The sequence below is a fragment of the Aliivibrio sifiae genome (genome assembly GCF_002954715.1).
GTDB lineage: Bacteria > Pseudomonadota > Gammaproteobacteria > Enterobacterales > Vibrionaceae > Aliivibrio > Aliivibrio sifiae.
The window spans coordinates 373093-391848 of the sequence record NZ_MSCP01000001.1 but is presented as its reverse complement, the minus strand read 5'-3'; the positions used below and the strand labels follow the sequence as shown (position 1 = coordinate 391848).

Here is an 18756-nt window from a genome sequence, read left to right as displayed (position 1 = left end):
GCCTCCAAAAAACTCTATAAAAGATGCAATAAATATTTCCTAACGAATCTAATATAGCAATCAATGTGCCAACTTTTATTTCCTTTAATATCAAACAAATAGAAGATAAAACAATCATTACGACTCCTTATTGCCTCTTTCTAATCTATTTTATTGCCTTTCTTTGCCTCTTTATTATTTAAGCGGCAAAAAAAAATCCTGCCGCTAGTATTAACAAGGCAGGATTTCTAATGCTTTCAATAAAATATAAGTAACGGCTATTTAGTTAAGCTTTCTACCGTTTTCATTACACTCATTACTTTATCTGAATAGTTTGGATCCGTTGCATAACCCGCACTATGAATGCCTTTAATGAAGCTTTCAGAGCTTTGAGTCTGTTGCAGTGCACGTTCATAGCGTGGGTTTTGATTTAAGAAACGAACAAAATCACTGAAGCTTTCTTCATAATTATCGTATGAACGGAAAGCGGCATTTTCAGTAACCGCAATGTTATCGTGATATTCCAAGGTGTTTTTAGCGATCTTATCACCCTGCCAGCTTCTATCCGCTTTAATGTTAAATAAGTTATGACTTGAATCGACAGAGTTTTGAATTACTTTCTTACCCCAACCAGTTTCTAATGCGGCTTGTGCAATAAGAACATTTGAATCAATACCTAACGCTTTTGCTGCTTTTTCTGCATAAGGCTTCATAGTGTCTACAAACTGCTGAGGAGACTCGAATTTCTGTGGTTGTTGCACAGGTCTTGCTGCCAATGCTTTTTCTAATTGAGCAATCGCTGGAGATTCTACTTGTGACTCTTGCTTTGCTTCAGATGTATTTGGATAAACATAATCCGCAGGTAGACGTAATGTTTCATCCGTTGCCGCTTTGCGCATTGCCGTGCGTGCATCTTGCTCTAAATTATTGCCGCTTTGAACTGGTGGCTCTTGATTCATTGATGCACCAAGTTGAGCGACGATCATATCGGCTAAACCGAGAGATCCTTTTTTCGATAACTCAGTCGACATTTGATCATCACGCATTTGCTCAAAGAACTGCTGATTATCACTACTCATCATGTCTGATTTAAATGAACTGTTTGCGTTACGCATTGATTTAAAAAGCATTTGTGTAAAGATTGATTCAAATTGCTCAGCCGCAGCACGCAGCGCTTTATCCTGGCTATCTTGATCGCCATTAACTGCACTTTTACGTAATTTATCTAGACCACCCACATCATGGATGAAACCTACGTCTGTCATGTTTACTGAATTATTCATCTTTACACTTACTCTTTCTAATCAGCGTGATTACTCTATTACCTAGAGCAAGTTTAGTGCCAAAAAAAACGCACCTCCGAAGAAGTGCGCTTTCTAAAATCATTCCATCACATATTTACTAGATAATGATCAGTTGACCTTCAATTGCACCCGCTTGTTTCAATGCTTGAAGAATCGCCATTAAATCTGAAGGCGCAGCGCCCACTTCATTTACTGCACGAACTAAATCATCTAATGTTAAACCCGGCTCAAACTTGAACATTTTACCCTGTTCTTCCGTTACCTCGATGTCTGAGTCAGGTGTCACTACTGTCTTACCATCACTGAATGGGCCCGGCTGACTCACTTGAAGGTTTTCTTTAATAGCAACCGTCATTCCGCCATGCGTTACTGCTGCAGCTTTTAATTTAACATGCTTACCAACAACGATTGTACCAGTACGTGAATTAACAATAATCTTTGCTGAACCATCTGCTGGATCAAAATCTACATTCTCAACTGCAGATAAAAAGGCAACTCGTTGACTTATATCACGCGGAGCACGAACTCGTACAGATGTAGCATCAATCGCTGATGCCATATTTGGACCAAGGAAATTATTAACGGCATCTGCCATGCGTTGAGCTGTGGTAAAATCTGACTCTAATAAGTTAAACGTAATAAAATCACCACGACCAAATGGAGACGGAACTTCACGTTCAACCATTGCTCCGCCAGAGATACGACCTACTGTTGGGTTATTACCAACAATTTTAGAGCCATCTGCACCCGTTGCACTAAAACCACTTACGATTAAATTACCTTGTGCAATAGCGTAGGTCTTACCGTCTAAACCTTTTAAGAACGTTTGCAGTAAAGTACCACCACGTAAGCTTTTTGCAGAACCAACAGAAGAAACAGTAACATCAACCACTTGGCCTTGTTTTGAAAACGCTGGCAAAGTAGCAGTAACCATTACTGCGGCTACGTTTTTGGTTTTTGGTTTTGTACCCGGTGGTAATTGAATGCCAAAGTTTTGCAACATGGCATTAAAGCTTTGATCGGTAAACGGTGTTGATTCACCCGTTCCCGGCAAACCAGAAACTAAGCCATAGCCGATTAATTGGTTACTACGAACTCCTGCAACTTCTGACACGTCTTTAATACGTGCTGCTTGTGCAGTAGAGATACTTAGGCATAACCAAGTAAAGATTAAGGTAACTAGGCTTTTATTCACGTCAAAACTCCAACGATTCGTCATTATTACAGTGCTACATTAAAGAATCGTGCCAAGAATCCAGGTTCTTGCATATCTTGTTGATCACCCGTACCAGAATATTGAATACGTGCGTTTGAAATTCGGGTTGATGCGATGGTGTTATCAAAATTAATGTCTTCAGGACGAATAGTGCCACTCAAACGAATATATTCATCACCGGTATTAAGTGTTAGCCACTTCTCACCGCGGATCAATAAGTTACCATTTGATAATACTTCAATCACTTCTACCGTAATTGAACCACTTAAGCTATTGCTTTGGTTTGCTGATGTATTACCAGTGAAATTATTGTCATTTGATAATTCATACGAGAAATTGTATTTCCCACCCATTTGCAGCTCTTGACCACCCACTTGCAATGGATCCATGCTTGAATCATTTGTTTTTGATAATTCTGCATCAGCACTTTTTGCCGCTTTAGTATTTTCAGCAAGCGTAACCGTTACAATATCACCTAAACCACGCGGTTTAGTGTCATCATACATATCCTGTGCATGATCAACATTAAATAGTGACCCCGTTGCTGCTGCATAATGTTCAGGTTTTTCTTTAGGATGAATAGGAGCCCAAGCCGGATCGCCTGAGATTGGATCATTACGGCCACGAAGTGTATCGATAATGCCACCACCTTCTTCTTTTGCTTTGTCGCCTTCTACCGCATCAACATTCGTTGTGGCAGAAGTCACCTCATTATCTTGTAAGTTCGGATTTTGAACTAATAGTGATTCACACCCCGTTAAGGCTGTTAGCACTAATAAACAAAGAAGACGTTTCATCCTAATCACCAATTACAGTTGTTGGTTAACAAAGCTTGCCATCTTATCAACAGCAGAAATTACTTTAGAGTTCATTTCATAAACACGTTGTGCTTCAATCATGTTTACTAGCTCTTCAGTTACATTTACGTTTGATGCTTCAAGCATTGATTGACGAATTGAACCTAACCCTTCTAGGCCTGGAGTTCCCTCTTGAGGATCACCACTTGCGCCTGTTGGTAAATAAAGATTTTGTCCAACAGGTTCTAAACCGCCTGGATTAATGAAATCAACCGTCGTAATTTGACCAATCACTTGGTTATCTTGTTGACCACGTAGACGAACTGATACTTCACCATCCGTACCAACGGTCACGTTGATTGCATCTTCAGGCACCACAATTTCAGGCTCTAAACGGTAACCAGCACCAGTAGTTACGATTGCACCTTCATCATTTAATGTAAATTGACCATTACGAGAGTAACCGATATTGCCATCTGGCATCGTGACTTGGAAAAAGCCTTTGCCTTCGATCATCATATCCATGCCGTTCGAAGTAGTTTGTGCATTACCATTAGTAAATACTTTTTGTGTTGCCACAACTTTAGAACCTGAACCAAGCATTAAACCTGTTGGTAGCTCAGTATTTTGAGTTGATTGAGCTCCTGCTTGGTTTACGTTTTGGTAAAACAGATCTTCAAATACGGCACGACTCTTTTTAAAGCCAACCGTTGAGGCATTCGCCAAGTTGTTTGAAATAGTCGCAATATTCGTTTGTTGTGCGTCTAAACCGGTTTTACTTACCCATAATGCTGGATTCATTGTGTATTCCTCTAAATTCTTTAATGTATTAAGTTAATCAAAGTTAATTATTCAATTAACCCATACGTAATAATGAGTCTGAAGCTTTATCCATCTCTTCAGCGGTACTCATCATCTTGACTTGCATTTCAAACTGACGTTGCAAGTCAATTAAATTGGTCATTTCACCTACGGCATTTACGTTACTGCCTTCTAGTGCCCCTTTTAGTACAGTGACATTTGCATCTGCTTGAAAGGCATTATTAGGATTTTTAGAACGGAACAAACCATTCGTATCTTTAAATAAATCACGATTATCGGTTTTTACTAATTTGATGCGGTCAACTTCTGCCATTGCTTCTGCTGGTGCACCTTGCTCAAGAACAGAGATAGTACCGTCCTTTGCAATTTGAATTTTTGAAATTGGAAGTGGTAAAGTGATTGGCGCGTCATTTTCACCTAATACTAGGTGACCACTGCCATTCATCAGTAAACCCGTTTCATCAATTTTTAGATTACCAGCACGAGTTAAACCTTCACGCCCAGTGTTATCCATAACCGAAATCCAACCATCGCCTTCGATAGTTAAATCTAAATCACGTCCTGTTGTAATCACTGAACCTTGAGAAAAACTGCTTCCTGGACGCTCTGTCATATTAAACACACGAGTCGGCAAACCTTCACCATACGCTTGCATTGAACGCGCTTGCTCTAAGTCGGCACGAAAGCCGGTTGTGCTTACGTTAGCAAGGTTGTTTGAACGCAGCTGCATAGCTTGCATGTTTTGCTTTGCGCCACTCATGGCTAAAAATAATGCGCGATCCATAATGAACTCCAATAATCTATCTAAAAGTATAATAGCAATGAGTGTGCCAACTTTTATTAGTGTTTATTTTCAAATAGTTAACTTATTACCTGATGAGGTATATAGAGATTAAATAAATAAAGAGGAAAGGAAAGGAAAGTAAGAGGCAAAAAATCTGGGTAAAAAATTGCCGTCAAGGTTGACGGCAATTCTGTAAAAACAATCTCGTTTAAATTAACGAATTTGTAGAATGTTTTGTTGCAGTTGGTTATGTACATCCAATGAACGCGAGTTCGCTTGGAAATTACGTTGTGCAGAAATCAAATCAACCAATTCTTGAGTCATGTCGATATTTGATTGCTCCAAGGTACCGCTTTGAATATCACCAAATGACCCTTGATTTGCTTCACCCCAAATTGCAGCACCAGACGCTTGTGTCGTAGACCACTGAGTGCCACCGTTTTGTGCAAGGCCTTGCTGGTTAGTAACACGAACCATAGCTACACGACCTAATGTTACATCTTTACCATTTGAGTAAGAACCAACAATGTTTCCGCTTTTATCAATATCTACTTTTGATAAATAACCTGTAGTTGCACCATCTTCACTAAAACGACGCATTTCAAACGGCGCTGAGAATTGAGTTGGATTATCAAAATCCATGGTTAGCGTTTGTTCTGTATCCGCACCATTCAAGTTTAGACCATTAGAGCCTAACGTCGTTGTTGTCACAGGCTGGCCAGCATTCACACTTTGAGTCGTGCCATCATTATTAAATATGATTGAATGACCAATTTGGCCTGCGGCATTTGTTGCATCACCCGCATTAATATTTACGGCTTTTTCACCTTCCGTATCCGTTGAAGAATAGAACACATTCCAACGATTTGGTTGTGTTGCATCTTTTACGTAATACGTGGTCATTTTGTATGGTTGACCTAATGAATCGTATGTCGTTACGGATGTCGATTTATTATAAGTATCAGGATCATTCATATCAAAAAGAGCAGGATCTTTTGGTACTTCAGTTGCTGGCAAGTTCATACCAATCTCAACATTCTCAGTTGCTCTTGGTTTACCAAATTGATCTGGGATCTTCAGTGCTTTTGGTTCATAAGAAGATACGTTACCAGACTCAGGATCTACTTCGTAACCAAGTAAAAATTCATCGTTTGATGTCGTTACGTAGTTCTCATTATTTAAGTGAAATGCACCGTTACGGCTTAATTCATTTGTCGCTGGTTGCAAACGATCTTTTGCTACACCAAAGAAACCTTGACCAGAAATACGTAAATCCATTGGATTATTAGTATAAATGCTTGAACCTTCGTGAAATTGCTGAGCAATTTTTGTGGTTTGAGCACCACCACCTGTTGTGGTTTTTGCATTAGAGAATAATGATGATGAATACACATCACCGAACTCTGCACGGGATTCTTTAAAGCCAAAAGTATTGGCATTTGCTAAGTTGTTTGATGTTGTATTTAAGTCTTTTTGAGCAGCGGCTAGACCACTTAATGCTACGTATGACATTTGATATCTCCTATCTAGCTACGCTGATTATTTTCCAATTCCATTAACGATCACAGTCATTGGGAATGTTAAAGGAATTGGCATAGCTCTATTTATTAATGAATTTTTACGATACAAATAAGGGTATTCAGGCAGCGTCATGCTGCACTGAATATTCGCCCTTTTACGCCTTACCTACTTCTAACACTTCTGCTAGTTTCATAGGTGAGGTAAAGCCAGCAAGATTAAGCAGAACATTGCCATCGCCTTTGCCTAGAAGAACACTGTTGACGTTAGCGTATGTTGATACGCCAAATTCTTTGTTTTCTCCATCAAGCACGCCCGCCGCTTTAATACTGTAGCGACCAGCAGGCATTGCATTGCCTTTTTCATCTTTGCCGTCCCACTCAACACGAGTGTCGCCAGCAGGTTTAGCGCCCACATCTAAAGTACGAATTAATTGACCTTGCTCGTTTTCAACACGAACCATTAGGTTATTAACTGACTGTGGCAATTTAACCATTGCCGCCATACTTTTATCTGCTTCTTTTAAGCCTTTAGCGCCAGGTACTAGAACATCACGGCCAACAAGCGAAGACGCTTGTAGTGCTTGGTTAGATGTCATTGATGAATTCAAGCTATCAAACTGTGTATTCATCTTGCCAATACCATCAACGGTTGCAAATGATGCCATTTGCGCAATCATTTGATCGTTTTCAACCGGCTTAAACGGGTCTTGCTGAGACAACTGCTTGGTTAATAATGAAAGGAAGTCTTCTTGCTTCAGTTCATTTTTACCACCAGTAGTCTTTTCAGGCTTATTTGCCTCTTGAAGACTTTTAAGCTGGTCGATGTAGGACAAGCCGTTTTGACCAACGTTATTGATTCCAGTCATAGCTACCTCCTATCCTTATTGACCCATTCGCAGAGTACTCTGCAACATTTGTTTACTTGCATCTGCCACTTGAACATTCGTTTGATATGAACGAGAAGCAGAAATCATGTTTGCCATTTCTTCCATAACATTAACGTTTGGCTTAAAAATATAGCCATCGTCATTTGCCATAGGGTGGTCAGGGTTATATTCTGCACGCAGTGGTTTTTGGCTTTCTACAATACCAAGAACTTTTACAGGAACTGTATGATCTTGTTTGTATTTTGCTTTGCTCAATTCCGCACCAAAAACAGCTTGGCGAGCTTTATACGTTTCAGCAGCGGAGCTACTTACGCTATCAGCATTTGCCATGTTACTTGAAGTGGTATTAAGACGAACTGACTCTGCACTCATTGCAGAACCTGTAACGTTAAAAACATTAAATAAGCTCATCTCTATTCCCCTTTAATTGCTTTGGTTAGGTTTTTGAATTTGCTACCTAAAAATTCCAATGATGCTTGATGACGAAGTTGGTTTTGCATAAATAAATTACGTTCCAAATCTACATCAACCGTATTCCCATCACCCGTATCTGGTTGAGTAGGTACTCGGTATTGAATTTCCCCTGCCATTCGTGTTGAGGCATTAATGTGCCGACCATCGGTGCGACTAAGACCCATGCTTGCCTTCGATGTTGCCGACTGCATTGCTTTTTGAAAATCCATTCCTTTTGCTTTATAGCCTGGTGTATTTGCTTGAGCGATGTTTGTCGCTAGCATTTCAGCACGTTCAGAGCGAACTCCTACCGTGTACTGATGAATACCTAATGCGTTATCAAAAGAAATTGCCATTTCAAACCCTCCACAAGAACTGACTAGCAGTATATATAATTTCTATATAGCAACCTGTATGCCAACTTTGTTACTTAACAAACAGATTGACGATACTACTAGTAAAAATATAGCAATTAACATGCCGAACCTGCTTTTCAGGCACAAAAAAAGCGACCTAAGCCGCTTTTTGTTGGTAATTTACTCAAATATGATTATTTAAGTTTATAAATAATTCCTGGATTACAGCGAACCATTTCAAATTTATCCGTCAAACCTGTTAATGACTCAGAAGCACCAAGCAATAAATACCCACCAGGGTTAAGACTTGCCGCCATCTGATTTAACACTTTCGCTTTCATGTCTGGTGAAAAATAAATAAGTACATTACGGCAAAAGATGATGTCAAATTTACCTAATAAACTGTAGCTGTCCATTAAGTTTTGAGGTCTGAAATTAACCATACGTTTAATTTTATCGTTAATTTTCATTTTTCCATCACCCGCGTCTTCAAAAAATGCACGACGGCGTTCTGGAGATAAACCACGACTTAATGCAAGATTATCGTAAACACCTGCTTTACAGTTTTCTAGCATTGATGGTGAAATATCAGTTGCTGTAATACTAATGTTTGGAAGAAAACCAGGCTTACGCGCTTGGATCTCAGCAATGGTCATCCCCATTGAGTAAGGTTCTTGACCTGATGAACTTGCCGCTGACCAGATTTTTAATGGGCGACGGTTTGCCGCTAACTCTGGAAGAAGCTTTTCAGACAATACCGTGAACGGGTAACCATCTCTAAACCATAATGTTTCATTGGTTGTCATTGCATCAACCGCAGCAACACGCAATTCACGATTACGACCCGAAATCACTTGTTTTAGTAAATCAGACAATGAAGCTAATGAAAACTTAGCAACTAAAGGACTCAGTCGGCTTCTCACTAGATATTGCTTACTGTCACCAAGAACAATGCCACATTGAGACTCAAGAAATCGGCTAAAATCACGATATTCTTGTTCGTTGATAGTTATAGTTGTCATTAACGAATAAATTTCCAAATAAAAAAATGAATGTCACCTTACAGTGCAGGTGACAAAATAACAGGTAGGCTTTATTTTTCAACCGCTCTTTTTACTGCGGCACCCAACTCATCTGGATTAAACTTCGCAATAAATTGGTTTGCACCAACACGTTCTACCATTGCTTGGTTAAATACACCACTCAATGAAGTATGTAATATCACGTGTAGATCTTTCAGTGCTGGCTCACGACGGATTTCAGCAGTTAAGGTATAACCATCCATCTCTGGCATTTCTACATCAGAAATAACCAAACCAATTTGCTCGTAAATATTGCCTTCGTTCGCCATATCAACCAGCTTATCTAATGCTTCTTTACCATCTTTAACCATGATAGTTTCAAAACCAATAGATTGAACTGCTCGTTGAACTTGTTTACGAGCAACACTTGAATCATCTGCAATCAATACTTTACGTACAACTTCAGGGCTAATTGCTGCCATTTCTTCAACCAATGTTTCATTCATAGTTTCATCGATAGGCGCAATTTCGGCCAAAATCTTTTCTACATCAAGAATTTCAACCAGTTCATCATCAATGTTAGTTACTGCTGTTAGGTAGTTTGCACGACCCGTACCTTGCGGTGGTGGCAAGATGGCTTCCCAGTGCATATTTACAATACGCTCAACAGACTTAACAAGGAACCCCTGAATAGTACGGTTAAACTCAGAAATAATAATAAAACACTTATCAATATCTGTTGTTGCACGTCCACCAGTTGCAAGGCTCAAATCAATCACAGAGATCGTTTGACCTCGAATGTGAGCAATTCCTTTTACTAATGGATTTAAATTTGGCATTGAAGTCAACTTCGGACACTGTAATACTTCTTTTACTTTAAAAACGTTAATACCATAACGTTGACGTCCCATAAGACGGAAAGTAAGTAGTTCTAAACGGTTTTGTCCAACAAGTTGTGTGCGCTGATTCACCGAATCCAGTATACCTGTCATATATGACTCCATCTTGTGCCATTATCAATGAACCGTGAGCCTAACATAAACCCATGAAGAACACGATATACCATATGGCATTTTATAATAAAAATATGATAATAAAAAAACGTGATTCCAAGATCACTTTTTATCGACTTATAAGCGTTATCGGCGTATTCATAAGTTTCTTTAATTCTATTGCGTATGCTGCCACAGATGAGCAACTAAACGCAATCAAACAAACGGCAGAGTCTTTTATTCAAACCCAAATTGAAATCCCTAAAAATGGGACTATCAGTGTAGAGGCGGCACGTATTGATAATCGAATTTACGCAACAGATTGTCCAAAACCGCTCAGTGCATCTTTACCTGGACGTTTAAATACAAGTGGCAACACATCAGTATTAGTTGAATGCCAACTTGATGATTGGAAAGTATATGTTCCTGTCAAAACAGAATTAATGATGCCACTAGTTACTGCAATATCTCCTTTATCAAAAGGACATTCAATATCAAGCAGTGATTTAGTATTAACGTTAGTTAATAGCCGAACTTATCGACGAGGGGGTTACGTTAACCCAAATGATATTATCGGCTCTAGAATTAAACGCAGCGTAAGAGCAGGCGAAGTTGTCGAAAAAAACGACATCTGCATGGTGTGTCGCAACGACAGTGTTATAATTAAAGCAGTAAAAGGGGAATTAAGCATTCTAACAAAGGGAACGGCACTAGGCGACGGGACTTTAGGCGATAAAGTAAATGTTGAAAATGACAAATCTAAACGTATTGTCAGCGGTATCGTAACTGCCGTAGGTGAAATTAGTATTCGCTTTTAAACGCTGGATTTAATCCAGTGCAGAATATTGAATTTTTTTCTAAACTTCTTTGAGTTAATGCCGATATGACTTTTGTGGCATTATTTATGCTTAGTTTTACCACAGTTTAAAATAATGAAAAAAGCGTCAAAAAAATTCATTATTTGCTTAAGTTAATTTTTTGACAGCCGATAGATAGATTATGAGAATGTATTAACCGGCGAAAAGGCTTGAATAATATGACAAGTATTGACCAACTACGTGCTAGCCAAGCAATGGCAACTGTACGCAATCAAGCTCGTGTTGATTCTGGTGATAAGTCACCTGCAAGTTCAGCACCTGCATTGTCTGCAAAAACAGATGCAGTCTCTTTGAGCAATCAAGGAAAAGAAATTGGCCAAATGCACCAACAACTAGCAACAGAACCTTCTTTTAATGAAGACAAAGTTGCCGCAATTAAAGCAGCTATTGCAAATGGCTCTTACTCTGTTGACCCTGAGCGTCTGGCAGACAACATGATTAAATTTGAAGATGAATTAGCCGGCCTATAACCTAGGCTGGTTACTTTTCTCATTGTATACCTTTGATATAGAGACAACATGGCTCAAACATTAACTGAATTATTGGATCTACAACGCAGTGTTGCATTATCACTTTCGACTGTTCTTAGCCGAGAGAAGGTAGCTATTGCAAGTAGAAAACCAGCAGAAATGGAAAGTATTGCCCACGATAAATTGGGATTATTAAACCAACTACGTCAGTATGATCAATTATTAGGCAGCCATGCAGAAAGACAACTTCTTTCTGAAGATAGTGCACTAAATGAAAAAGTGGTTGAGATAAAATCTATCATCCATGATTGTAAAGAAGAAAACGTCGTTAATGGCGAAGCACTTCAACGTGCACAATTGAGTTTTAATAAATTAAATAACCTCATGCAACAAAGTCGCGGCAAGAATGGCATGACATATACTGCAGAAGGTCAAACTCGTAATATCACTACGTTGGGTACTAACGTAAAAGCCTAATTTCCCCTCTTTTCCATCACCTTCTAATATCGATAATATAATCCTCGATATACGGCATAGTGCTATCTGTTCTTTTATCTTTTATCTTTTCTTAAAACCTAGCCCCCTGCTTTATCTATTCTAATTCATACCTAAAATCTGGTCACAGCTTCCTATAAAAAAGCCCTCGGAGCTAAAAGCGCCAAGGGCAAATATGTTGAATGAGAGTGTTTATTCGTTAATTAGAACAACGTTGTTTTTCTTTGTGTTGATGGTACGTCATAAACTTGACCCTGATTCTTCATGCGTTCCATCTTTTTCAAATCAAGTTTGAGCTCTGTAACATAACTGTCTCCAACTGGATAAGTTCGAACCACTTCTGCGCCACGGATAATACCGTCAACACCAGCACTGGTTGTTTCTTCACCCAGTTGTTGATCATTCATTTCAACTTTACCACTAATACGCATTCCGTAAACTTGCTCAGCCAGTTCACGATAGGCATCAACCTTTGATGCTCGCATAGCTCGGATACGTTTTTCATCAATATTCTTTCCAGCTTGTTCACTAATGCTCGCATATCCGACAGCATTCAAATGATCACTTTCACGCATCACGCCAAGAGGTTGGCAACCAACAAGTACTAATAATGCTAATAAAAACCAATGTTTCATCATTAGACCTCCTATGGACGTAAGATAATTGTATTACGCTCTGCTTTCTTCACATCAGAACGAATAAGAACACCATCTTCCATACGCATGGTGTTTAAGGTATCTAAATCACGGCCAATTCGATCCGCAGGAAGGAAACCTTGTGCCGAGGCAACAACAATTCTAGTCTGCATACCAATAACTCGAGCATTAATTAGTACACCACCATCTTGGCGAAGCATCGTGCCAGTTAATACGTAATCAACCTGCTGTTCTTGTACTAACTCTTTCCAGTCACGACTAAAAGCAAAATCACCCTGTTGAGTTACACGAATATTGCCTGTTGTTTTATAATCAATAACTTTAAAACCACGGCGTTGTAACTGGAACATAAATCCTTCTGTCACTGAATTACCTAACCAGTTGGTTTGATCCATCTGTTGTAAATCTACAAAAGAAGTAATTGCAATCGGAGATCGTGCCGACAATGTCGTGTTCGATGTTACCAATTGCTCTGTTAAACTCTCAATAAAGTAATCCATTGTATGTCGCGGTGTATCTGCCAACATAAATGGGCTGCCATTATAAGGTTCTTTACCATTATAAATTGGTGAGTAGGCGCATGCGCTCATCACCATTGACAGCAAAATTACAACTAATACTCTCATTCTATTATCTCCAGATAATGTTTTTATGTACTTACTCGCTTGATTTAAGCGTCAAATTTAAACTAGGAACAAAAATTGCAGTAGTTTAGGAAACGCAATTTGTAAGTACTTTTATCAATCAACAAATATTAGTTAGCAAATTTCATACCCACTTGGCAGATAGCAGCAATGAAAAGAATATTTTTTTTACTTACATCAATATTAACAATAGGTTACACCTTACCTGCTAATGCAGAGTGGTTTGAGGTAACTGGCTCAGCAAGTGTATTAACCAGTAAAAATGCGGCAAGACCTCATGCACTAGAAGATGCCGCTTATCAAGCAATGCTCTTTTCAGGGGCCGACATTAGCCGTTTAAATGATCTTAAAGTCTTCTTTGAGAATGATGAAAAACGCTATCAATTCAGTGGAAGTGAAATTCGCAGTATTGAAGTTGTGAAAGAAAAGAAAAAAAATGGAAAGTTATACATTACTGCTCGTATTGATATTTACCCTTCGGCAAACAGTTGCCATGTTGGTCAATACAAGAAAACCATAATGACAAGTGAAATAACGGTAGACTCGCCACAGCAAGCAGTTATGGGTAAAGTTTATAAGTTAGGTGAAGACCTAAGCACCGTTTTCTCTCGTCAACTAGATAAAGAGTCACAAAGCTTTATTTCTGTTGGTACATCTCATGTCCGAATAGATAAACGCCAACCTGAAGTTGCAAAAATGATTGCAGAAGATCATGGCGCTCAATATATTTTCTCTGGCAACATTACAGATCTAAGTGCAACGATTGATCAGAATTTATTAAAGAAAGACACGATAAATCGTCAATTCGCTATTGAGGTTGCTGTATTAGATGGTAAAACAGGACAAACAGTCTATAACAATAACTATCGTGAAGTTGCTCAGTGGGACTTTCCAAAAACAAGCGAAGTCGATACTCAGAGTGCTCGCTTTTGGACTTCAGCTTATGGTGAAATGGTTCTTCGAGTGAACCGCGATATGATGTTAGATCTTGAAAACCAATTCGCTTGTAAGATTACTCTCCCACAAGTAGTCAGTATTAATAACAATCGCATCACGATGGATCTTGGTCGCATTCATGGTGTTAGCAAAGGTGATAAATTAGATCTTTGGCATACTGGTTCATTCATTGATCAAAATGGTCTACCACGTAATAAAGTAGCAAAAACCAACATCACATTAACCGTTGATCGAGTGTATGAACAGAATGCTGAATTGATAATAGATCAACCGCAGCTCATCAATAGCGTTCAAATTGGTGATGTAATGCATAAAACTGTCATTCAATAAAAGTAGATGTAGATCATTAATATCTAAGAGAAATTATCAATTATGGTAGTTTCTCTTTTTTTTATGAGACTTATCCTCGTTTTACCCTCAATCTTGAGATATTCTTTCCAATATAATTAGAACAACATTCCCATTGAGTCGTAATGCTAGGACAGTTCCGTTTCATTATTAGTAGTTTATTATTACTGATAAGCTTTGTTTCATCTGCTAGTTCAGTTATGTCAGAAGAAGCCTGGCAAAAACAATACCACCAATATCGTATACAGGATCAAAACAGAGCCTTATCGATGCTTAGTGACGTCTATTCATCACTGCCTCCTTCCGCTGAGCGAGTATATACAGCAACTCGTATTCATGGTTTTGTTACTCGCAGAGGCGATACTTACCTCCATCAAACAAACAACTACAGTGCTGATCTCTATGAAAATATTGAACATTTGATTTTAAAGGCAATGGACTTAGAAGATGAAGGGAAATATAAAAAATCACTGCACTATATTAAAACAGCTCAGAACAAAGCAAAAAGTCTTAATAATTTAGATTTAAATAGCTTAATTCAACTCCATCAATGTCGAGCCAATTTAGCATTAGGAAATCACTATTTGGCTGAGTTTTACTGTCAGTCGGCATTAAAACATTTAGAAAAAACGCCAAACAATTTTATTGATATAAAATGGGGATATCGCTTGTTAGCTTTAAGCTACCAAGGCGTTACCAATTATCAGTCTGCATTAATTGTTAGTGAAAAAGCCCTTTCCCTGACAAAACCTTATGAAATTAACGATACTGCTTATAATAATATAAGTTCCTTATTGCTAAAGATGGGCAAAATAAATTCAGCGAAGGAATATGCGATTAAAGCACTAGATATTCGTATAGAGCGAAACATTCCACAAAAGATAGCTCAATCACACCTTATACTTGCTAAAATATATTTACAGTCATCAGATTACACTCAAGCTAAGATCTCTGCGACATTAGCTATAGAGCAACTGCAAGACAATTATAACGCTAACACATTAAGTCGAGCATACCTTATCTTTGGCTGTGTTCTTAATGCTCAAGGTTATTATGATGAAGGTATTGAGTACCTACTACTTGCCCTTAAGCAACTTGATCTTAATTCGAATTCAGATCTAAACATCGAAATATACCAAGCACTCAGCCAAGTTTACTTAAAATATGAGAATGTAAATAAAGCATTAAATTATATCGCTATCGCTATAGATAAATCTGAAAAATCACAAAATCAACAGGCTTTATCTGCCTCTTACTTAATTCAATCTCAAATACATGAATTTATTGGTAATTTTGAACCTGCATTAAGTTCTCGAAAAAAATACGAAGAAATTATAAATAAAATCCATTCTATTGATCACCAAGAAGCTTACGCTGCCTTACAACTACGTAAATCTCTTATTGAAAAGGAGGAGCAACAACTCAATAATTTAAAGGTTGTTCATCAGAAGCAACTTGAAATAAACATAGAAAAGAAATATCGCTTACTGTTTCAAATCATCATTGTTCTTCTCAGCATTACTATCTATTTTATTTTACGCTCAAGAAAACGCCTTAACACTTTGGCGCATAAAGACGTATTAACTAATGCAAATAATCGACATTCTATATTTGAAATAATAAATAAGAAATTAGCGAACTTTCATGATCAAACAACATTAGTCATGTTGGATATTGATAACTTTAAACAATTAAATGACCTACACGGTCACCCAAATGGTGACTTAGGACTTAAACATCTCTATTCAATTTTAGAAGAGGCAATGCCACCACCTCATCAAATAGGCCGTATTGGTGGAGAAGAGTTTTTAATCTTACTTTCTAATGAAACAAAAAATGCATGTTTTGAAATGATTGAATCAGCTCGTTCAAATTTAGAGAAAAGCAGTTTTAATACGCTGGATGGGAAAAAACTATCTATTACCGCGAGTTTTTCTTGGGTCTACCTTGAGCGGGAAATGAAGGATGTAGAGCAGATATATTTCATATTAGATGAAGGGCTTTATCAAGCAAAACAAAATGGCAAAAACTGTATTGTAGATGCTTTAGTTGATCCTATAATTTAAACCTCATTAGCGGTGTAATAAAATGTAATTAACCGATTCTCATTTACAAGATCAAAACAATGTCTATATTTAAATAAGCAATGGATGTGCAGCAACCAATAACCATAATGGATTAATCAATAGAACGTTTATTGAGGATCATAAAAATGAAATATGCACGGTTAACAATTTTAGTTACTCTTTTTTCTTTTAATTCGTTTGCTTTAGAAGGCTCTACTGAAATCGGACCGAAAGTGTCCTGTGAACAAACTGATGGTAGCATCGTAATAACGTATGCAACACTTTGTAAAGTGGCAAAAGGCACAATTAAATAGATGTTTAATCAATAAAAAAAAGCCGCTGAATAGTAAACCTTTCAACGGCTTTTTTATTATATTTCAATAATATACTTAAAACTAAACTCTATACTCAGTATTACTGAGCGTTAGCTTCACGTTCAGCAATAAATGCTAATGCCATCTTGATACGAGCAACAACACGCTCTTTACCAATTAATTGCATTACCGCGTCAACGGATGGAGATTGACCACCACCAGTAACAGCAACACGTAAAGGCATACCAATCTTGCCCATACCAATTTCAAGCTCTGAACATACTTCTTCAATCATATTGTGAAGGTTTTCAGTTGTCCACTCTTCTAGAGCTTCAACTTTAGCAAGAGCAAGCTCTAATGGGCCTTTAGCAACGCCACGTAGATGTTTCTTAGCAGCACCGGCTTCGAACTCTTCAAAATCTTGGTAGAAGTAGCGAGATTGCTCAGCTAATTCGATTAGCGTATTACAACGCTCACCAACTAAAGTGATTACATCAGTAATTGCTGGGCCATTTTCAAGAGAGATCTCTTTTTGATCTAAATGCCATTGTAGATATTTGGCAACATACTCAGGCTCTGATGTTTTAATGTAATGGTTATTTAACCATAACAGTTTATCAGTATTGAATGCTGATGCTGATTTACTTACCGCATTTAAGCTAAATAAATTAATCATTTCTTCTTGAGAGAAGATCTCTTGGTCGCCATGAGACCAACCTAAACGAACTAAGTAGTTATTTAGCGCATTTGGTAGATAACCTTCATCACGGTATTGCATAACTGATACTGCGCCATGACGCTTAGACAGTTTTGCACCATCATCACCTAAGATCATTGCACAGTGTGCAAACATTGGTACTGGAGCACCTAATGCTTCATAGATGTTAATTTGACGAGGTGTGTTGTTGATATGATCTTCACCGCGGATAACTTGAGTAATACCCATATCCCAGTCATCAACCACAACTACGAAGTTGTATGTTGGTGCGCCATCAGTACGACGGATGATCAAATCATCTAATTGGCTGTTTGAGATCTCGATACGACCACGGATTTGGTCATCAAATACTACCGAACCTTCTTTAGGGTTACGGAAGCGGATCACACAAGCATCACCTTCTTTTGCTGCAGCATTAGCTTCAACAATTTTAGGGTGGTTTGCATCATAGCGAGCCATCTCTTTGTTTTCTTCTTGTTCTGCACGAATTTCATCAAGCAATTCTTTTGATGCGTAGCATTTGTATGCTTTATCTTCTGCAAGCAGTTGATCTACAACTTCGTTGTAACGGTCAAAACGCTTAGATTGGTAATAAGGGCCTTCATCCCATTCCATACCCATCCATTGCATACCTTCTAGGATCGCATCAACCGCTTCCTGAGAATTACGCTCAAGGTCAGTATCTTCGATACGAAGAACAAATTCGCCGCCTTGGTTTTTAGCAAAAAGCCATGAGTAAAGTGCAGTACGTGCACCACCAACGTGAAGGTAGCCTGTTGGGCTTGGAGCAAAACGAGTTTTAACCGTCATTGTTATTACCTTTTGAAGAGGTTGCGCTGAATCTGTCAGCACCACATAATTTATGCGCTATTTTAGCACCATAAGGTAAATCTACAATGGGAAAGAGGGAGAGTGCCTAATTTAAAAAATAGAAAAAGTGGTTAAGTAACTCACTTAACCACTTTTAAAATTCAGATAATTATTTATTTAGTAACCAAGTCAAAATCTGAGCTTTGTCTTCAGAAGATGCTTTCTCATACCAATAGCTCAACATCTCTAATGATTTCGATGATGTCGC

The 18756-nt window shown here is 38.2% G+C and carries 20 protein-coding genes; 6 read left to right on the top strand and 14 right to left on the bottom strand.

The annotated features are described in order from the left end of the window. Nucleotides 1-257: 257 nt before the first annotated feature. The 11 genes from flgJ to BTO23_RS01685 form a co-directional block, all read right to left on the bottom strand. On the bottom strand, nucleotides 258-1262 hold the full coding sequence (gene flgJ / locus BTO23_RS01735; protein WP_060991581.1) for a flagellar assembly peptidoglycan hydrolase FlgJ: 1005 nt from the start codon (nucleotides 1260-1262) through the stop codon (nucleotides 258-260). A gap of 118 nt (nucleotides 1263-1380) precedes the next feature. After that, nucleotides 1381-2502 (bottom strand): flagellar basal body P-ring protein FlgI, encoded by a 1122-nt coding sequence (locus BTO23_RS01730; protein ID WP_060991582.1) that lies wholly within the window; start codon nucleotides 2500-2502, stop codon nucleotides 1381-1383. A 2-nt stretch (nucleotides 2503-2504) separates the two neighbouring features. Continuing rightward, nucleotides 2505-3296 (bottom strand): flagellar basal body L-ring protein FlgH, encoded by a 792-nt coding sequence (gene flgH, locus BTO23_RS01725; RefSeq protein WP_060991583.1) that lies wholly within the window; start codon nucleotides 3294-3296, stop codon nucleotides 2505-2507. Nucleotides 3297-3308: 12 nt separating this feature from the next. After that, nucleotides 3309-4097, bottom strand: coding sequence for a flagellar basal-body rod protein FlgG (gene flgG, locus BTO23_RS01720; RefSeq protein WP_060991584.1), 789 nt, complete (start codon nucleotides 4095-4097; stop codon nucleotides 3309-3311). A 55-nt stretch (nucleotides 4098-4152) separates the two neighbouring features. Continuing rightward, a complete protein-coding gene (locus BTO23_RS01715) occupies nucleotides 4153-4902 on the bottom strand; it encodes a flagellar basal body rod protein FlgF (protein ID WP_060991585.1) in 750 nt (249 codons plus the stop codon). A 213-nt stretch (nucleotides 4903-5115) separates the two neighbouring features. After that, on the bottom strand, nucleotides 5116-6414 hold the full coding sequence (flgE, locus tag BTO23_RS01710; RefSeq protein ID WP_060991586.1) for a flagellar hook protein FlgE: 1299 nt from the start codon (nucleotides 6412-6414) through the stop codon (nucleotides 5116-5118). Nucleotides 6415-6577: 163 nt separating this feature from the next. Beyond that, a complete protein-coding gene (gene flgD, locus BTO23_RS01705) occupies nucleotides 6578-7288 on the bottom strand; it encodes a flagellar hook assembly protein FlgD (protein WP_060991587.1) in 711 nt (236 codons plus the stop codon). 15 nt (nucleotides 7289-7303) lie between these two features. Further along, nucleotides 7304-7720 (bottom strand): flagellar basal body rod protein FlgC, encoded by a 417-nt coding sequence (flgC, locus tag BTO23_RS01700; RefSeq protein WP_005420405.1) that lies wholly within the window; start codon nucleotides 7718-7720, stop codon nucleotides 7304-7306. A gap of 2 nt (nucleotides 7721-7722) precedes the next feature. Further along, complete coding sequence (gene flgB / locus BTO23_RS01695) at nucleotides 7723-8118, bottom strand: flagellar basal body rod protein FlgB (protein WP_060991588.1); 396 nt, start codon at nucleotides 8116-8118, stop codon at nucleotides 7723-7725. Between the two features lie 194 nt (nucleotides 8119-8312). Beyond that, on the bottom strand, nucleotides 8313-9140 hold the full coding sequence (locus tag BTO23_RS01690) for a CheR family methyltransferase (protein ID WP_060991589.1): 828 nt from the start codon (nucleotides 9138-9140) through the stop codon (nucleotides 8313-8315). Between the two features lie 71 nt (nucleotides 9141-9211). After that, a complete protein-coding gene (locus tag BTO23_RS01685; protein WP_060991590.1) occupies nucleotides 9212-10132 on the bottom strand; it encodes a chemotaxis protein CheV in 921 nt (306 codons plus the stop codon). A 95-nt stretch (nucleotides 10133-10227) separates the two neighbouring features. On the opposite strand from BTO23_RS01685, the gene flgA reads away from it, so the two are divergent. The 3 genes from flgA (at nucleotide 10228) to BTO23_RS01670 (ending at nucleotide 11957) form a co-directional block, all read left to right on the top strand. Beyond that, the gene (gene flgA / locus BTO23_RS01680) at nucleotides 10228-10950 is read left to right on the top strand and encodes a flagellar basal body P-ring formation chaperone FlgA (protein ID WP_245922068.1); all 723 of its coding nucleotides are present in this window, start codon (nucleotides 10228-10230) and stop codon (nucleotides 10948-10950) included. 218 nt (nucleotides 10951-11168) lie between these two features. Next, nucleotides 11169-11480, top strand: a complete 312-nt coding sequence (gene flgM / locus BTO23_RS01675; RefSeq protein ID WP_060991591.1) for a flagellar biosynthesis anti-sigma factor FlgM — start codon at nucleotides 11169-11171, stop codon at nucleotides 11478-11480. 48 nt (nucleotides 11481-11528) lie between these two features. Next, nucleotides 11529-11957 carry a flagella synthesis protein FlgN gene (locus tag BTO23_RS01670; protein ID WP_060991592.1) on the top strand — a complete coding sequence of 143 codons (429 nt, stop codon included), beginning with the start codon at nucleotides 11529-11531 and terminating at the stop codon, nucleotides 11955-11957. Between the two features lie 221 nt (nucleotides 11958-12178). On the opposite strand, the gene BTO23_RS01665 is transcribed toward BTO23_RS01670, so the two are convergent. Both BTO23_RS01665 and BTO23_RS01660 read right to left on the bottom strand, forming a co-directional pair. Further along, entirely contained in the window at nucleotides 12179-12613 is a 435-nt protein-coding gene (locus tag BTO23_RS01665; protein ID WP_060991593.1) for an LPP20 family lipoprotein, read from the bottom strand. Between the two features lie 8 nt (nucleotides 12614-12621). After that, the gene (locus BTO23_RS01660; protein ID WP_060991594.1) at nucleotides 12622-13257 is read right to left on the bottom strand and encodes a FlgO family outer membrane protein; all 636 of its coding nucleotides are present in this window, start codon (nucleotides 13255-13257) and stop codon (nucleotides 12622-12624) included. Between the two features lie 168 nt (nucleotides 13258-13425). Here BTO23_RS01660 and BTO23_RS01655 point away from each other — a divergent pair, with 168 nt between their 5' ends. From BTO23_RS01655 to BTO23_RS21275, 3 genes are all read left to right on the top strand, one after another. Continuing rightward, nucleotides 13426-14562 carry a flagellar assembly protein FlgT gene (locus tag BTO23_RS01655; RefSeq protein ID WP_060991595.1) on the top strand — a complete coding sequence of 379 codons (1137 nt, stop codon included), beginning with the start codon at nucleotides 13426-13428 and terminating at the stop codon, nucleotides 14560-14562. Nucleotides 14563-15014: 452 nt separating this feature from the next. Next, nucleotides 15015-16646 carry a tetratricopeptide repeat-containing diguanylate cyclase gene (locus BTO23_RS01650; RefSeq protein WP_181044587.1) on the top strand — a complete coding sequence of 544 codons (1632 nt, stop codon included), beginning with the start codon at nucleotides 15015-15017 and terminating at the stop codon, nucleotides 16644-16646. Between the two features lie 146 nt (nucleotides 16647-16792). Next, the gene (locus tag BTO23_RS21275; RefSeq protein ID WP_170066686.1) at nucleotides 16793-16960 is read left to right on the top strand and encodes a hypothetical protein; all 168 of its coding nucleotides are present in this window, start codon (nucleotides 16793-16795) and stop codon (nucleotides 16958-16960) included. A 100-nt stretch (nucleotides 16961-17060) separates the two neighbouring features. Here BTO23_RS21275 and gltX read toward each other — a convergent pair whose 3' ends face one another. Then, nucleotides 17061-18488 (bottom strand): glutamate--tRNA ligase, encoded by a 1428-nt coding sequence (gene gltX, locus BTO23_RS01645; protein ID WP_060991596.1) that lies wholly within the window; start codon nucleotides 18486-18488, stop codon nucleotides 17061-17063. Nucleotides 18489-18756: the final 268 nt, after the last annotated feature.

Excerpts from the sequence above, each read along its gene's own strand:
- flgJ (WP_060991581.1), bottom strand. The coding sequence starts at position 1,262 with ATGAATAATTCAGTAAACATGACAGACGTAGGTTTCATCCATGATGTG.
- BTO23_RS01730 (WP_060991582.1), bottom strand. The coding sequence starts at position 2,502 with ATGACGAATCGTTGGAGTTTTGACGTGAATAAAAGCCTAGTTACCTTA.
- flgH (WP_060991583.1), bottom strand. The coding sequence starts at position 3,296 with ATGAAACGTCTTCTTTGTTTATTAGTGCTAACAGCCTTAACGGGGTGT.
- flgG (WP_060991584.1), bottom strand. The coding sequence starts at position 4,097 with ATGAATCCAGCATTATGGGTAAGTAAAACCGGTTTAGACGCACAACAA.
- BTO23_RS01715 (WP_060991585.1), bottom strand. The coding sequence starts at position 4,902 with ATGGATCGCGCATTATTTTTAGCCATGAGTGGCGCAAAGCAAAACATG.
- flgE (WP_060991586.1), bottom strand. The coding sequence starts at position 6,414 with ATGTCATACGTAGCATTAAGTGGTCTAGCCGCTGCTCAAAAAGACTTA.
- flgD (WP_060991587.1), bottom strand. The coding sequence starts at position 7,288 with ATGACTGGAATCAATAACGTTGGTCAAAACGGCTTGTCCTACATCGAC.
- flgC (WP_005420405.1), bottom strand. The coding sequence starts at position 7,720 with ATGAGCTTATTTAATGTTTTTAACGTTACAGGTTCTGCAATGAGTGCA.
- flgB (WP_060991588.1), bottom strand. The coding sequence starts at position 8,118 with ATGGCAATTTCTTTTGATAACGCATTAGGTATTCATCAGTACACGGTA.
- BTO23_RS01690 (WP_060991589.1), bottom strand. The coding sequence starts at position 9,140 with ATGACAACTATAACTATCAACGAACAAGAATATCGTGATTTTAGCCGA.
- BTO23_RS01685 (WP_060991590.1), bottom strand. The coding sequence starts at position 10,132 with ATGACAGGTATACTGGATTCGGTGAATCAGCGCACACAACTTGTTGGA.
- flgA (WP_245922068.1), top strand. The coding sequence starts at position 10,228 with ATGATAATAAAAAAACGTGATTCCAAGATCACTTTTTATCGACTTATA.
- flgM (WP_060991591.1), top strand. The coding sequence starts at position 11,169 with ATGACAAGTATTGACCAACTACGTGCTAGCCAAGCAATGGCAACTGTA.
- BTO23_RS01670 (WP_060991592.1), top strand. The coding sequence starts at position 11,529 with ATGGCTCAAACATTAACTGAATTATTGGATCTACAACGCAGTGTTGCA.
- BTO23_RS01665 (WP_060991593.1), bottom strand. The coding sequence starts at position 12,613 with ATGATGAAACATTGGTTTTTATTAGCATTATTAGTACTTGTTGGTTGC.
- BTO23_RS01660 (WP_060991594.1), bottom strand. The coding sequence starts at position 13,257 with ATGAGAGTATTAGTTGTAATTTTGCTGTCAATGGTGATGAGCGCATGC.
- BTO23_RS01655 (WP_060991595.1), top strand. The coding sequence starts at position 13,426 with ATGAAAAGAATATTTTTTTTACTTACATCAATATTAACAATAGGTTAC.
- BTO23_RS01650 (WP_181044587.1), top strand. The coding sequence starts at position 15,015 with ATGGACTTAGAAGATGAAGGGAAATATAAAAAATCACTGCACTATATT.
- BTO23_RS21275 (WP_170066686.1), top strand. The coding sequence starts at position 16,793 with ATGAAATATGCACGGTTAACAATTTTAGTTACTCTTTTTTCTTTTAAT.
- gltX (WP_060991596.1), bottom strand. The coding sequence starts at position 18,488 with ATGACGGTTAAAACTCGTTTTGCTCCAAGCCCAACAGGCTACCTTCAC.